General features: G+C 36.0%; 12 protein-coding genes. 8 read left to right on the forward strand and 4 right to left on the reverse strand.

What is annotated here, in order from left to right:
• The first annotated feature begins 44 nt into the window (after positions 1 to 44).
• Entirely contained in the window at positions 45 to 329 is a 285-nt protein-coding gene (locus EWU23_RS00480; protein ID WP_166227744.1) for an SCP2 sterol-binding domain-containing protein, read from the forward strand.
• Positions 329 to 1693 (forward strand): tRNA uridine-5-carboxymethylaminomethyl(34) synthesis GTPase MnmE, encoded by a 1365-nt coding sequence (gene mnmE, locus EWU23_RS00485; RefSeq protein ID WP_166227745.1) that lies wholly within the window; start codon positions 329 to 331, stop codon positions 1691 to 1693. Before EWU23_RS00480 ends, mnmE begins: the two co-directional genes overlap by 1 nt.
• Positions 1694 to 1773: 80 nt before the next feature.
• Here the strand turns inward: mnmE and EWU23_RS00490 are convergent, their stop codons facing one another.
• On the reverse strand, positions 1774 to 4911 hold the full coding sequence (locus EWU23_RS00490) for a P-loop NTPase fold protein (protein ID WP_166227746.1): 3138 nt from the start codon (positions 4909 to 4911) through the stop codon (positions 1774 to 1776).
• An 810-nt stretch (positions 4912 to 5721) separates the two neighbouring features.
• Between EWU23_RS00490 and EWU23_RS00495 the strand changes: the two genes are divergently transcribed.
• From EWU23_RS00495 to EWU23_RS00505, 3 genes are all read left to right on the forward strand, one after another.
• Positions 5722 to 6759 carry a virulence RhuM family protein gene (locus EWU23_RS00495; RefSeq protein ID WP_166227747.1) on the forward strand — a complete coding sequence of 346 codons (1038 nt, stop codon included), beginning with the start codon at positions 5722 to 5724 and terminating at the stop codon, positions 6757 to 6759.
• A 51-nt stretch (positions 6760 to 6810) separates the two neighbouring features.
• On the forward strand, positions 6811 to 7245 hold the full coding sequence (locus EWU23_RS00500; RefSeq protein WP_166227748.1) for a VOC family protein: 435 nt from the start codon (positions 6811 to 6813) through the stop codon (positions 7243 to 7245).
• A gap of 139 nt (positions 7246 to 7384) precedes the next feature.
• The gene (locus EWU23_RS00505) at positions 7385 to 8062 is read left to right on the forward strand and encodes a hypothetical protein (protein WP_166227749.1); all 678 of its coding nucleotides are present in this window, start codon (positions 7385 to 7387) and stop codon (positions 8060 to 8062) included.
• A 117-nt stretch (positions 8063 to 8179) separates the two neighbouring features.
• On the opposite strand, the gene EWU23_RS00510 is transcribed toward EWU23_RS00505, so the two are convergent.
• Both EWU23_RS00510 and EWU23_RS00515 read right to left on the reverse strand, forming a co-directional pair.
• Entirely contained in the window at positions 8180 to 8521 is a 342-nt protein-coding gene (locus EWU23_RS00510; RefSeq protein WP_130925100.1) for a P-II family nitrogen regulator, read from the reverse strand.
• Between the two features lie 18 nt (positions 8522 to 8539).
• The gene (locus EWU23_RS00515) at positions 8540 to 9781 is read right to left on the reverse strand and encodes an ammonium transporter (RefSeq protein WP_166227750.1); all 1242 of its coding nucleotides are present in this window, start codon (positions 9779 to 9781) and stop codon (positions 8540 to 8542) included.
• A gap of 122 nt (positions 9782 to 9903) precedes the next feature.
• Between EWU23_RS00515 and EWU23_RS00520 the strand changes: the two genes are divergently transcribed.
• From EWU23_RS00520 to EWU23_RS00530, 3 genes are read left to right on the forward strand one after another with little or no spacing between them, the layout of a single operon-like run.
• Positions 9904 to 11826 carry a beta-N-acetylhexosaminidase gene (locus tag EWU23_RS00520; protein ID WP_205753040.1) on the forward strand — a complete coding sequence of 641 codons (1923 nt, stop codon included), beginning with the start codon at positions 9904 to 9906 and terminating at the stop codon, positions 11824 to 11826.
• A 4-nt stretch (positions 11827 to 11830) separates the two neighbouring features.
• Positions 11831 to 12607 (forward strand): carboxylesterase family protein, encoded by a 777-nt coding sequence (locus EWU23_RS00525; RefSeq protein ID WP_166227752.1) that lies wholly within the window; start codon positions 11831 to 11833, stop codon positions 12605 to 12607.
• 10 nt (positions 12608 to 12617) lie between these two features.
• Positions 12618 to 13271, forward strand: coding sequence for a DNA/RNA non-specific endonuclease (locus EWU23_RS00530; protein WP_166227753.1), 654 nt, complete (start codon positions 12618 to 12620; stop codon positions 13269 to 13271).
• Here the strand turns inward: EWU23_RS00530 and EWU23_RS00535 are convergent.
• A complete protein-coding gene (locus EWU23_RS00535) occupies positions 13268 to 15163 on the reverse strand; it encodes a glycoside hydrolase family 88 protein (RefSeq protein ID WP_235942124.1) in 1896 nt (631 codons plus the stop codon). The two genes, EWU23_RS00530 and EWU23_RS00535, sit on opposite strands and share 4 nt — an antisense overlap.

A 15163-nucleotide genomic window follows, 5' to 3' on the forward strand; every position in this document is an offset into this window, starting at 1 on the left:
TGCCTTAAATTTGCCATTTCATTGACACATTTAGAATAATAAACATGACATTTCAAGACATCAACGACCGTATTGCCGCCATGGCCGCACAGAAAGGCGGATTAGGCGTTTCATTTAAGTTTGCATTTCCAGAAGGAATCATCGTGGTTAAAAACGATGGAACAGTCACTAATGAAAATGAAGAAGCAGATTGTACGATTTCAGCTACGGTGGAGAACTTTAGTAAAGTGATGTCGGGCGACTTAAACCCGATGATGGCTGTTATGACTGGTAAAATTAAGATTTCGGGTGATATGTCAGTAGCCATGAAATTGCAAAACTTGCTATAATGGATTTTAAGGATACAATTATTGCCCTAGCTACACCTTTGGGTGTAGGAGCTATTGGTGTCATCCGCTTGTCGGGCGACAAGGCCATAGCTTGGGTCAATGAGGTATTCCCAAACAAAGATTTATCCAAACAAGCCCCACATACCTTGCACTATGGCCGTATTGAGTCGGGTGGCAGAGTGTATGATGAGGTTGTGATTAGTTTATACAAGGGACCTAAGTCCTACACCAAAGAGGATGTTATTGAGATTTCTTGTCATGGTTCGCCCTATATTCAAGAGAGTATCATTCAATTATTTGTGGAAAAAGGGGCGAGATTAGCCAGAGCAGGGGAGTTTACGCAAAGAGCCTTTTTGAATGGAGCATTTGATTTAGCCCAAGCGGAAGCCGTGGCGGATGTTATTGCAGCCGATTCAGCCGCCGCTACTTCCGCTGCTTTGCATCAATTGCGCGGAGGTTTTTCCCAGGAATTGGCCGCCTTGCGAGAGGAATTAATTCATTTTGCGTCTTTGATTGAGTTGGAGTTGGATTTTGGAGAAGAAGATGTGGAATTTGCGGATCGACAAGATTTAGAAGATTTAGTCAATAAGCTCTTGGATAAAGTGAGACCCTTGGTGGCTAGTTTTAAGGCAGGTAATGCCATTAAAAATGGCGTGGCTACCGTGATAGTAGGGAAACCCAATGCAGGAAAATCCACGCTGTTAAATGCCTTATTGAAAGAGGAGAGAGCCATAGTGTCTGATATTGCGGGCACTACTCGAGATAGCTTAGAAGATGAGTGGGTATTGGGGGGTATTCGATTCCGCTTGGTGGATACAGCAGGACTGCGTGATACTACGGATGTTATCGAAGCGCAGGGAGTTCAACGAACGCAAGCTTGGGTAAAGAAGGCTCAAGTGATTTTATATGTGGTCGATGTGAGTGAGAATAATCCTATGGATATTCAAGCTGCATTGTCGGAAATGGCCGAATTAGATATACCGCTGATTTTGGTATTGAACAAAGTCGATGAGAACCAGCCAGCCATTCAAGATTGGGAAGGATTAGGTTTTCCTACAGTGGCTATCTCAGCCAAATTCGGTCAAGGTTTAGCCGATTTTGAGCAATTGTTGTTGGAGGTTGTCGGTTTAAATCAGGTGTCCAACTCAGGAACGATGGTAACCAATTTACGACATTACGAGAAATTAAAACAGACGCAGGAAACCTTGGAAGAGGTTTTGAACGCCTTAAAAATCAATTTAACGGGAGATTTAATTGCTCAAGACCTACGTTACGCCCTACATCATTTGGGCGAGATCACAGGAGCCATATCCAACGACGACCTTTTGAAAAATATCTTTGGGAAGTTTTGTATTGGGAAGTAACGTATTTTTATTTTGTCTTATTTTAGTTTATTTAAGCCTATTCTGAAGAAAAATGTAATCATTTTGTCAATTTGAAAATCTTAATTATTCATATTGTCAATTTCAAGCCCTAAACATTTTGCAAAATCGATGAATCTTTCCGAGCTGTTATTAATTAATTTTTCTTTTATGAATTCTAAAATATCCTGAGCTTCTTCACCCGCAGAACTTATAATTGCAGGCATTTTTTCTTGGTTACTAAATATTATTTGTAAGCAATCTTCATTTTCAAAAACTTCTGTTATAAATATTGTTCTTAGAGATGAAGTGTTTTTTTCTAAGTCAGAGTAATCAAATAGCCATTCTCCAAAATATTTAAAGAGTGCTACATTCATAGAGTCTAATCGACAAATAGTGTCACGTACTCTATTAAAAGTAGCTTTTAATGACTTACGTTGTTCTACAAATTTTTTAATAATATTTTGAATTACATCTTTATTTGGCAATTCATCAGTATTTCCAGTTGAAATATCATTTAGGAAATCTTTAAATGCTTCGAATGAGTTACTAGAATATTTATAATCAATTATTAAACTGGATTCAATTTCGTAAGAGTCGGGATTTTTTAATGATTCTTTCCATTGTTCTTTTGTTAATGTATTTAAGTACTCTTTTACCGTTTCAATGCATTTATTTCCTATTTGAATATTTTCAAGTAGAGATTGCTCTAAGAAAAATGGTGTTACTATTTCTTTTACGTTTACAACATTGATTTCATCCGAAAACGAGATATCTAAGCCATTTAATCTAATTAGGAGAGTTCGAGGATTTATATTTCCTAATTCACAAATTTCTTTAAAGTTCCAAATCAGTGTGTTAATGTCAGCTCTAGAAACTTTACTATCATTAACTGTAAGATACTTTGCAATTTCGGTAAATAGCAAACTACTGTTAAATTGTTTCAAACCTAATAGTATATCATCAAAATCTATATAATTCTCTAATCTCGTTGCAATTTTTTGAATTAATTCTGAATCATTACTTTCTAAAACCGATTTAAAGGGACTATTAAGAATTGATTCAAAGTTATCAAGTTTAGCAATTCTCATTGCAATTAACTCGAAATAGAAATCTTCCTCGACTGTAGATTGCTTAAATAAAGTACTTATTGTAGAATTTTCTAATTTAATTTCCAATGGTTTTTCTGAACTAACTTCTTTATACCTAGTGAACAAAATATTCATTTCTTCTTTTTCGTTTCTAGGTGCATTTGATGATATCAATTGTTCCAAATTCTTTGTGAATTTACTTAATGAATATTCTGAAGTAATATAAGGGAGAAAATCAATATCTTTTAATTGCAGAATATTTAGTTTTATCAAATATTCATTTAAGTTATTTTCATCTGTTTTAATATTGTACTTTGAATAATTATTCTTTGCTTTTGAAATAAAAGCTATAAACTCTTGAACAGATGTTAGTTTTGGTTTGAGACCTGAAAATACAGGTAGAGATCCCTTAAATTTGACATTAATTTTATTTAGACTTTCAAAATAATTTAATGTTGAAAATGAAGGATCATCATATAGGTCATTTTTAAGTTTAGACAAATATTCTTTTTGATCAGAAACCTTAGAGAGTAGTATAAGTTGATATTCACTTATTAGAGAATTAGGTTTTGAGATAATTTTTCGGTAAAGTGAATTCCAAATTATATTAGACTTATGTGCATTACCAATTTTTTCTGTTGATAATTTATCTAACGCAAGAATTGCATTTTCGTAGTTTGAAACGTCAATAATAACATTTTCAAGAATATCATAAAATTCAGGAATAGAACTAGTCTTTTCAAGTTCATATGAATTATTTTCATTCAATGCCCGTTTTATCCTGTCTGTAAATACAATTTGAATTGCTTTTTCGGGGTCTACTTGGTAAAATAATGCTGAGATAAACTTTGGAAGTTCCTCATCATTATTATATAAATATGTAAGTCCTTTTAAGTATGTAGGTTTAATAATTTCATCAATTGGTTTTTTAGCAAGAAATGGCTTACCAAGAATGAAAATGGCAATGTAATTATTTGGAATAGAGTTCTTAATTGTTTGTTTTATAGATACAAACTCGTTTATAAATGCGATAATTTTTCTAGGAGTTATTTCATCATTTAGTAAGTCAAATATTTGTAAAACATTATTACTTTCAATTAATGAATTCTCTTCTCCAAAAGCTAATTTCCATTGATCTGTAAAGTATTTTTTCCAATCAGAAAGTATTGGCGGCGATACTCTGTAAACAACATTGAATGTTTTATTTATAAAATCTTCCCCGTAATGTTTTTCATTTTCCTGTGAAACAAAAGCTAGTTTGATGTGTTCTCTGTCAAATGGAATTATTACTTTAACGTTTTCATATGAATGCTCACAAAAAAAAACATGAATAGAAGACCATAACTCTTGAACTTTTCGTTGGGGAAGTCTGTCCATATTGTCAAATACTAGAATTAATTTTTTATTTCCTAAATCTACTGAAATCTCTTTCATCCAGTTTCTGAATTTTCTAACAGAAGGTTCATCCTCTGATATTGTTTCATATCTTGTCTCCTCTTCAAGTTTATTTTGATATTCTAGAAATAATTTAGTAAATGCATTTTTAAGTTTTCTAGAAATGGATTTTTCATTTTCTAGAAAAAAATAACATATAAATAATGTCAATATTAATAGAACTGGAATAGATAAAATTATCAAACTAATTAAATAGTGACACTTAGCATTTTCAGCTTTTTCGGATAGATACTTAAATATTGGGTTGCTCAAAACAGCCAAACCTGTTATTATAATACCAATACTAAGTCTGGGCATTCTTTTACTTTCTGTTTTTCTTGTTTTAGCAAGTAATTGATTTAATTTAGTATTCCATTTGTCTTTTTTTAAAATATCTTGAGTTAAATCTTCAGTTAACTCTTCTAAGAAAGAGCGTCTATGAAGGTCTTCTTGGTGCCCCCATGCGTCATAAATAAAAAAATGATAATTCTCATTAGTCAAAATGTTATGAACTTGACTAACAACATTTGATTTACCTGACCCCCACCCTCCATCAATGCCAATAATTTTACAACTCACTTCATTTCTAATAATATCGCATATGCTGTGAGTGATTTTGTGTTGCGATTTGCCTTCAAATAAATCTTCCCCGCATGGAGAGTTCGTTAGAAATCTTGGGTATTTTGAAGTCTTCATTTTAATATTTTATAAATCTATATTAAACACTAAAGAAGCTATAATTATATAGCATATCTAAATTGTTATATTTTCAAGTGAAAAAAATCGAATAAAAATTAAATTAGTTTACAATGTACTTTAAAAACTTGCTAAATCTTTTTTGAATTCTATAATAGTATAATATTTCTCAGATATAATTATATACAAACTACTTAGTTGTATGCAAAAAAGAGTGATTGAAAAGTTTTACTGAACCATATTGGAACTTTAAGTTTTTATTATAAATATATTACCATGGCTGATTTAGTGAATACCTAATCCTAATTTAAGTATAGATGTTATACTTTAAAGTTTATTGATTATGCATAATATATTTTATGTTTTAACCATTATAGTTCTTCTAAATGATAAAATAGGCTCAAAGAAATAGATGGATCTTGGTTTAATTATTGGAAATAGAGGTAGCTATCTAATTGGTTCAAATTCTTAACCATTTCATTTCTGAAAGTAAGATCATATTAATATGGATTTATAAATTTACAGGTTTTGAAGGAATCTATTACGATGAGTAATTTTGAACACACACAACCCATGAATTAATTTATTAGTTTCAATGATTAATTTTGAATTTTTAAATGGTAAGAAACTTCCTTTAGATATTTTTATTTTAGTTGTTGCTTTTTTGTTGTATTTAAGGTTCAATAAATTGATTATGAGTTAGTTAATTTAATATAAATCGTGAAGTGATTTCATAATAAATATTACCGCTGTTTGGTATATCTACACAAATTTTAATACTTGCAGATTAGTCTTAGGGTTCAAATTATTATGCCAGAGAATATGCAAAGTAGCGATATCATATTTTACACTACCCCAACAGGTCATGTGAATATTGAAGTGGTTTTTAATAACGAAACCTTTTGGCTTACCCAAAAAGCCATGGCGGAGTTATTTGGTGTCAAGGTACCAGCCATTAGTAAGCACTTAACTAACATTTATTCTGACGGAGAATTAACTTCATCTACCACTATTTCCAAAATGGAAACAGTCGTAAATAGAGGTTTTAGGGGCGAAGTTTCTGAAAAACTGGATTTTTACAATTTAGATGCCATTATAGCCGTAGGCTACAGAGTAAATAGTTATCAGGCTACCCAATTCCGCATTTGGGCTACCAAAACCCTTAAAGAGTTCATTATCAAAGGTTTTGTATTAGACGATGAACGTTTGAAACAAGGCAAGCGCTTTGGCAAAGATTACTTTGATGAACTTTTAGAACGCATCAGAGAAATAAGGGCGAGTGAAAGACGCTTTTATCTTAAAATTACGGATATATACGAGCAGTGCAGCATTGATTACAATAAGGAAGCTGAAATAACACAGCAATTTTTTAAAACTGTTCAAAATAAGTTGCACTGGGCAATTACTGGAAAAACAGCAGCCGAAATAATTGTACAAAGAGCTGATGCGAATAAACCCAACATGGGTCTTACCACCTGGAAAAATGCTCCCCACGGTAAAGTATTAAAGGGCGATATAGGCACTGCGAAAAATTATATGCAGGAAAAGGAAATCAAAGAGTTGGAGCGCATTGTTACCATGTATTTAGACTTTGCGGAACTACAAGCCGAAAGGCAAATTCCAATGAAGATGGCAGATTGGGTAAATAAGTTAGATGCTTTCTTACAGTTCAATGATTATCAAATACTAAAAGATGCTGGTACGGTAAGTCATGAAGTCGCCATGAAACTGGCAGAACAGGTATACTCCAAATTCCGAGTAAACCAAGACCATCACTTTGTTAGTGATTTTGAAGTAGAAACAAAAAAAATATCTAGTATTTCTAAATCAAGCAAAAAGAAAAAGTAATAGTATAATTTTAGCAAATAAATAAGACACTATTAAGTTCTAAGGCCAACCATGTCAAAAATCAGCACCTACCTCAACTTCCCCGGAAATGCAGAAGAAGCATTTCTGTTTTATCAATCGATTTTTAAAACGGAGTTTGTGAATGGAATTCAGCGATTTGCTGATATTGCAACAGAAAGTAATTTGCCTCCAATGTCTGATGCTGTTAAAAATATGATTTCGCATATTGAGCTGCCATTACTAAATAATCATATTTTAATGGCTAGTGATGCTCCTTCAGAGTTGGGATTTACAGTAACTACTGGAAACAACATGCACATTTGTGTGGAGCCTGAAAGTAAAGAAGAAGCTCAACGAATTTTTGATGGCTTGTCGGAAGGAGCGGCCATCACCATGCCCATTCAAGATATGTTCTGGGGCGCCTATTATGGTACTTTAACCGATCAGTTTGGAATTAATTGGATGATTACATTTACGGCTAAATAGTAAGAGTACAACATGTTGACTTTGATTTTTTTTATAAGGTTAACTGAGGTAACCAAGTCAGCAGGTATTTAGATCACGAGATGAAATTGATAGTTTTGGCGACAAATAATAACCTACATTACTCCTTTTAAATAGACACATGCAATTCATCACCATTCGATTTTTTCATATTAACGGATTAATCAATAAGTTAAAAGCTTTTGTTTTGACTGGAAAATTGTGGAATCAACCATGGGAGGCTTCGGGTTTACTATTTGCCAAACAATTAGGCACGGGAGCAGGAAAAGGCTTTTCTATTTGGCCAGATTGGGGAACTTATGCATTTTTAGGACTTTGGGAGAGAGAAGAAGATGCCCAATATTTTTTCGAACATGATAAACGATGGCTTGAATTTTCAGGTTTCTGTCAATCCATCTCTGGATGGGATGCCACACCATGGAAAGGACATGGTACTTGGAATAACTTACAACCTTTTGAATTTGAAGATACCAATGAGTCTTGGGATGGCCCTGTGGCCGTAATCACTCGTGCTAGTATCCGTCGTTCTCAAGCCATCCGATTTTGGATGAATGTTCCTTCCTCCAGTCGGGGTATTGAAAATCAAGCAGGACTCATTTTTGCCAAAGGAGTAGGAGAGATTCCCTTATTGGAACAGGCTACTTTCAGTCTGTGGGAAAATGTTCAAGCTTTAGATGCCTTTGCTTACCGTTCCAGATCTCATGCCCCCATGATTAAAAAAACGAGGCAGTATCAATGGTATACAGAGGAGATGTTTGTGCGGATGAAAACCAAAGAAATTATAAATTATAAGTTATAATTTATAAATGAATTGTTATTCAGAATTGAATAGATATCCGTTACTTATCTACCATTTACAATTAAAAATTCACCATTAACATCTTATAATCAATAATTTATAAATTATAACTTATAATTACCTTATTGCTTCCACCCCTCGAGTCCTAGTTCTGATGCGAATCGCATCTTGTACATCATAAATGAATATTTTCCCATCTCCAGTATTGCCTTCCGAGGCATTATCTAAAATGACGTCAATGCATTTTTCAAGATTTTCATCACTCACCACGCAAATGATCATCACTTTGGGAAGTAATATCAAAGATTTCTCCGTACCACGGTAAATTTCAGAATAGCCTTGTTGTAAACCTGCTCCACGCACTGGAACCACTGTCATACAAGGGATGTTGGCATCTATAAGCCCTTTTTGAATGGCTTTTAATTTGGATGGCTTAACGATAGCTTCTACTTTTTTCATGTGTTTTTCCCTTTCAGCTTATTCAAATGTGGTATATGATTCAACTCCAAACTCGACAGCATCAATACCTGCCGATTCCTCTTTGTAACTTAAACGGATACCGATGGTGCTCTTTAATACCTTAAATATCGCAAATGTTGCGCCAAAGGAAAACAAACTGATAATTCCTACACCCATCAATTGAATTAGCAATTGCTCACTTTGACCTGTGGTAAATAAACCATTCTTTTCTGAAAAAAGGCCAACGGCTACTGTACCAAAAAAACCATTGATTCCATGTACCGCAATAGCACCCACTGGATCATCAATTTGCATTTTATCGATTAATACAACGGCCACATCCACCAATATACCAGCTATGAAACCGATTAGTAAAGCACTTTCTGGACTGACCACATTACAACCGGCTGTTACTGCAACCAATCCTGCCAAAACCCCATTGATGACCATGGTGATATCTACTTTTTTATAGCGTAAAAAGGTATACAGCATGGTCGAAATACCCCCCATTGCCGACGCTAAAAAGGTATTGGTCGCTACGGAACCAATTAAATCCCATTTGCCTACCGCCGCTAGGGTAGATCCTGGGTTAAATCCAAACCATCCAAACCAAAGCAAAAAGGCTCCTACGGCAGAAAGCGTTAAATTATGACCAGGAATGGCATTGATGCTACCATCCTCATTGTATTTTCCAATTCTAGGTCCCAAAACAATGGCTCCAGCCAAAGCGGCAAATCCACCCATGGCATGTACAGCTGCCGAACCTGCAAAATCATTAAATCCTTTTACAGCAAACCACCCTTGTGGGTTCCAAACCCAATGTGCCACGACAGGATATAAAAACGCACAAAATATGGTTACATAAATAGCGTAAGCCCACATTTTCATTCTTTCAGCCACACCACCCGATACAATGGAAATAGCTGCAATGGCAAATCCCATTTGAATAAACCAAAATAATTTATTGGAAATGGTGAGACCTAAACCTAAATCTCCTAAATTGATTCCGAAATCGAATAAACCTGTTCCGTAGGCAATACCAAATCCTACTACATAAAAGGCTATTCCGCCAAACATGATGTCAATCATGACTTTGGCAATGATACTAACTGCGTTTTTTGAACGGACAAAGCCTGCTTCTAATAAAGCAAAGCCTCCTTCCATTTGAAAAATGAGCGCTCCACAAAGGGCCACCCAGACAGTATCAATAGCATGTGTAAGTTCGACTTGCTGAGCCGCAAGGGAAATGGTGTTGTTCATGGTTTTGTTTCTGTTTTTAACCTTATTTCTGTGAAATTATATTAAAATTTCCGAAATGACTTTATTTTTCAACCTTTAAAACAAAATAATTACATTTTTTACCTAAAATCTATTTGAAAACCATGTTAAAATCTAAATTTATCGCATTTGCAGTTTTTTTACTGCAAAGCTTAAGTATGTCAATTACTGCTCAACAAGCACCCTTAATTCCTATACCCGTAAAGGCCGAATATCCCCAAGGATTTTATAGTTTACCCAGTCGAGTTATCATAGCAGCTCCTAAATCTGAAGCCTTACAAGCAGCGGTAAAAAATTTGACGGATCGTTTAGAAAAAACGGCTATGCGCAAGGTTCAAATGCTTTGGGATGCTAGTTCTCAGGCTGATTTAGCGCATATTCGTCTGGTATTATCTAAACAGTCCTTAGCAAATCTTGGAAATGAGGGGTATACCTTGAGCGTCAATGCCAAGGGAATAGTCATTACTGCCAATAAACCTGCAGGGCTATTTTATGGAATTCAGAGTTTATTGCAATTAATGCCCAAGGAAATAGAGTCCAAACAAACGGTAATTAAACAAACTTGGAAAGTTCCCTTTGCCCAAATAACGGATTATCCTCGTTTTGCTTGGAGGGGATTGATGCTCGATGTAGCTAGACACTTTTTCAATAAAGACCAAGTGAAGCAGTTCATTGATGAAATGGTGGCTTATAAATACAATATCTTGCACTTTCACTTAACCGACGATGAAGGCTGGAGAGTGGAAATTAAATCTTTCCCAAATTTGACGAAAAAGGGTGCTTGGAATGTCCCTAAGGTGGGTCGATTTACAGAGTTTTCTAAGCCAGAACCCAATGAACCTCGTACACAAGGCGGATTTTTTACCAAAGAAGATATTCAAGATATCGTTGCCTATGCCAAAGATCGTTTTGTTAATGTCATGCCGGAAATAGATGTTCCAGGGCATTCCATGGCGGCAATAGCATCCTATCCTGAACTTTCCTGTACTCCAGAAGCCGTAAATTATCAAGTGATATCGGGTGAACCTTTTATTGATTGGTCACATGGACATGCTGTAGCTTTGCAAGACAATACCTTATGTCCTGCCAATGAGAAAGTGTATACTTTCTTAGATAAAGTGTTTACGGAGGTTGCCGAAATGTTTCCTTTTGAATACATCCACATGGGAGGAGACGAATGTCCTAAAAATTATTGGGAAAAGAATCCACAGATATTAGCCATGATGCAAAAGGAGAATCTGAAAACTCCTCAAGAAGTTCAAGCCTTTTTTACCCGTCGATTGGAAAAAATCATTACTTCCAAAGGAAAGAAAATGATGGGTTGGGATGAGATTTTAGAAGGTGGGGGCTTACCAAAAAATACGGCTGTGATGTCTTGGAGAGGTATAGCTGGAGGTGTACAAGCCGCTAAAGATGGTCATGAAGTGGTGATGACCCCTAATAATCATGTGTATGTGGATTTGATGCAAGGGGATGCCGCTATCGAACCTCCTGTGTATGAAACAGTTCGCTTGCGTGATTCTTATGCCTTCAATCCTGTACCAGAGGGGGTAGATGCCAAACTAGTTAAGGGTGGTCAAGCTAATTTATGGTCAGAACAATTATTTACCTACCGTCATTTGCAGTATATGTTATTTCCTCGTGCCTGGGCGGTATCTGAAGCGTTGTGGTCACCGCAAGAAAACAGAAATTGGGATAATTTCGTGAGTCGAGTGGAGCATCATTTTGCTCGTTTTGATCAAGCAGAAAAGAAATATGCTCCAAGTATGTATGATGCCATTATTCAGGTGGGGAAAAATGAACAAGGACAACTATGGGTTGATTTGAGTACAGAAGTCAATCCATTGTCAGTTCACTATAGTTTTGATTACTCGTATCCAGATAATTTTTATCCGGCTGCTTCAGGTAAAGTAATCATTCCAAAGGATGCCTTGGTGATGCGTATGATTTCTTACCGAGGTAAAGAAAAAGTAGGCAGAATGATGTCCATTTCCATCGAAGATTTGAAAAAACGTGTAAAAAAATAAAACCATGAAGAAAATTCTTTTCCTTTTATGTGGCTTATTCATTAGCCTGGGTGCATTTTCACAAGCTAAATTCGAAAAAAGAGAATTAGCTTTTGGTCCAGACCAAACCTTACCTTATCAGATTCTTTATCCTTCAAACATGGAAAAAGGGAAGAAATATCCCGTTATTTTGTTTTTGCATGGGGCTGGTGAAAGAGGAAATGATAATGAAAAACAGTTGACTCATGGTTCCAAACTGTTTTTGGATCCTAGCAATCAATCCAAATACCCTGCCATAGTCATTTTCCCACAATGTCCAGCTAATTCCTATTGGTCTACGGTCAAGATTGATCGTAATACTAAGCCAACAAGCTTCGTTTTTGAATATCCGAAAGAACCCAATTGGGCTTTGGCGGCAGCTGTAAGTATAGTTAAGACTTTAGTGAAAGAAAAAGTAGCCGATAAAAAGCGCTTATACATCATGGGATTGTCCATGGGGGGAATGGGGACATTTGAAGCCATTTCTAGAAACCCTAAAATGTTTGCTGCTGCAGCGCCTATTTGTGGAGGAGCAGACTTACATTTTGTGAAAAAGTATGCTAAAAGATTGCCTTTGTGGATATTCCATGGGGATGCAGATGCGGTGGTACCAGTTCGTCATTCTCGCGAAGCGGTTGCTGCTTTAAAGGAAGCAGGTGCAAATCCCACGTATACGGAATACCCAGGTGTAAATCATAATTCATGGGATAATGCATTTAAAGAACCTGACTTGTTTTCTTGGATGTTTTCGCACAAAAAATAATACTTAAATTATGCTGTTAAGCATCTTATTATACCTCCAGGTTGCTTTATTACCTGGAGGTATTTTTAATGTATCAGGGGCATCTACTGCCTCTACCACAAACTATTTACTTGTTAAGAAAGGCTATGTCATGTCCTATGACGGAGTTCAAGGGAAAGCGAACTGGGTGGCTTGGACCTTAACAGCTAGGGATATAGGAGATGTGCCTAGATCCAATCGATTTAGGCAAGATGAAGACCTACCTAGGCAATTTAAGCGGATAGATGCTGATGATTATAAATACAGTGGATATGATCGAGGGCATTTGTGTAATTCAGAGGATCGATCTTCTTCCTCATTTTTAAATGCAGAGACTTTTTTAATGTCCAACATGATACCTCAGAGCCCTGAATTAAATCGAGGGCCCTGGGAGCGATTGGAAGCTTATTGTAGGAAATTGGCCAAAAGAGGACAAAAATTGACTATTTATGCCGGAGGAATTGGAGTGGTAGACAAAATTGGAAATGAAGTGGTCATCCCCAAATATTGCTGGAAAGTAGTCATAAGTCCCGAAAAATCATGGTACCTTTTATTTCCCAATTCACATGATTTACATCCAAACTGGCAGACCTTTGCCATTTCTAAATCTACGCTGGAAAAAATGACAGGTTTACGTTTTCCCTAAGGTTGTAAGGCCCATTCCATGAGTTTCTTGGCAGCAGGGAAGTTTTCGTATTCCAAAGGAATGCGGCGGTTATTCGTGTATTCATTGTAAATCCAAGGATCCCCTAAAGCGAATACCCGACCTTTGCCTACTTGGGCTATGGCCATGACACAATGCCCGTTTAAATCTTCAATCGATTTAGCCGAACCAGATAATTTAATGGTGGAGATTTCTTTGATATAGATTTTTTTCAATCCTTTAAAAACGGGATTATTGGCTTGAATATTCAAAGTCCCTTGATGCCAATTTTTACCTTGAACCATGTTTAAATTAGGTCCGACAAACTCCATACCAAACCTTTTGGCTAAGGTATTGAATTTCGGTATTTCGCAATTGGTGGTATCATTGGCCAATAGAATTAAGGTTCCACCAGCTTTCACCCATTTTTCTATTTCATCCACATCTTGGGCGCGCATGTAGTTGGGTTTGGCCGTTTCTTTTGGGCTATCTGGATCCACGATGATGTAAACCTTGGCTCCCGCTAAGGTTTTAATCGTAGGTGCTTGAGCTAAACTATCAATTTTAGCTCCCAATTGTTCCGTTTGAACCCCTAATAACTGAAATCCAGAGTCTTTTCTATCTTCCCAGGTATAATGGAAACGCTCCATGTTTCCCTGTTTGTTTTTACGGAATTCATGGTTGAAATAATAATCTAACACCACTTTTTTACCTTTTCCTATACCCAATTCTTTGGCAATTTCCATTTCCAAAGAAGCCATAATGAATGGGCCTGCACCCTTTAAATCATCTGTTTTTACTGGTTCAGACATGTAATAGGCAAAACTGCCGTCGCGGTAGGGAGTGCCGCCTAGTCCTCCCACACTTACCGTTTTCTCTAAATGAATATAACCATGAGCATCTTTGGTGATGAATTTTTCAAGGATAGCCGCATAGGCTTTTTGAGAGGCTGTCAGATAGGAGTAGGGAAGATAGCCCTTGCGAACCCCTTTTGCAAAGGCGTATACGTACATATTGGCACAGGAGGCCTCTAAGTAATTCCCTTTTTGAGTACCTAATGTGGGTAATTGGTACCAAAGTCCAGTAGATTGATCTTGCACCTTAACTAAAGCTGCGCTCAATTCATTCAATTGCTTGATTAGCATATTTCTTTTGGGATGCTGCTTGGGAAAATAGTCCAACACATCTACTAAGGCCATGGCGTACCAACCCATGGCTCTTCCCCAAAAGTTGGGAGATAATCCCGTCTGCTTACTTGCCCAAGCTTGTTTTCTTTCATGGTCATAGGCATGATACAATAGTCCAGTCTTAGGGTCTTTGGCATTCTTATACATCAATTCAAATTGACGAGCGATATCATCCCAATTATTTTGATGAAAGACTTGACTGTATTCAGCATAAAACGGCTCTAACATATATAGACCATCTAACCACATTTGATTGGGATAACGATCTTTATGCCAAAATCCACCTTCTTTCGTTCTGGGTTGTTTACTGATTTGTAAGCGTAATTGTTCAGCAGCTAATTGGTATTTGTCTTCATTAAGTTCTTGAAATAGAGAAAGTAAAAGTCTACCTGTGGTGATATTATCTGAATTGAACTCGGAAACTTTATACGTGCGTATTTCCCCCTTCTCATTGATGAAACGGTTAATGTTCTTTTGAATGTATTGAAAATAAGTAGCGTCACCTGTTCTTTGATAGACATTTTCAAGCGCTTTTAGGAACAACCCTTGTTCATAATCCCATGTGGCAGGTTTTCCTATTTTGACTTGAATGGAATCTTGATGTGTATGCATCAAAGATTGGGCCATTTGGATAGAATAAGGGTTGTTTTGTGCCGATGCAGGAACTAAAAAAACATAGCAAAGTATACCTAAAAGTGCTTTTTTCAT

Source organism: Aquirufa beregesia, assembly GCF_011090385.1.
GTDB lineage: Bacteria > Bacteroidota > Bacteroidia > Cytophagales > Spirosomataceae > Aquirufa > Aquirufa beregesia.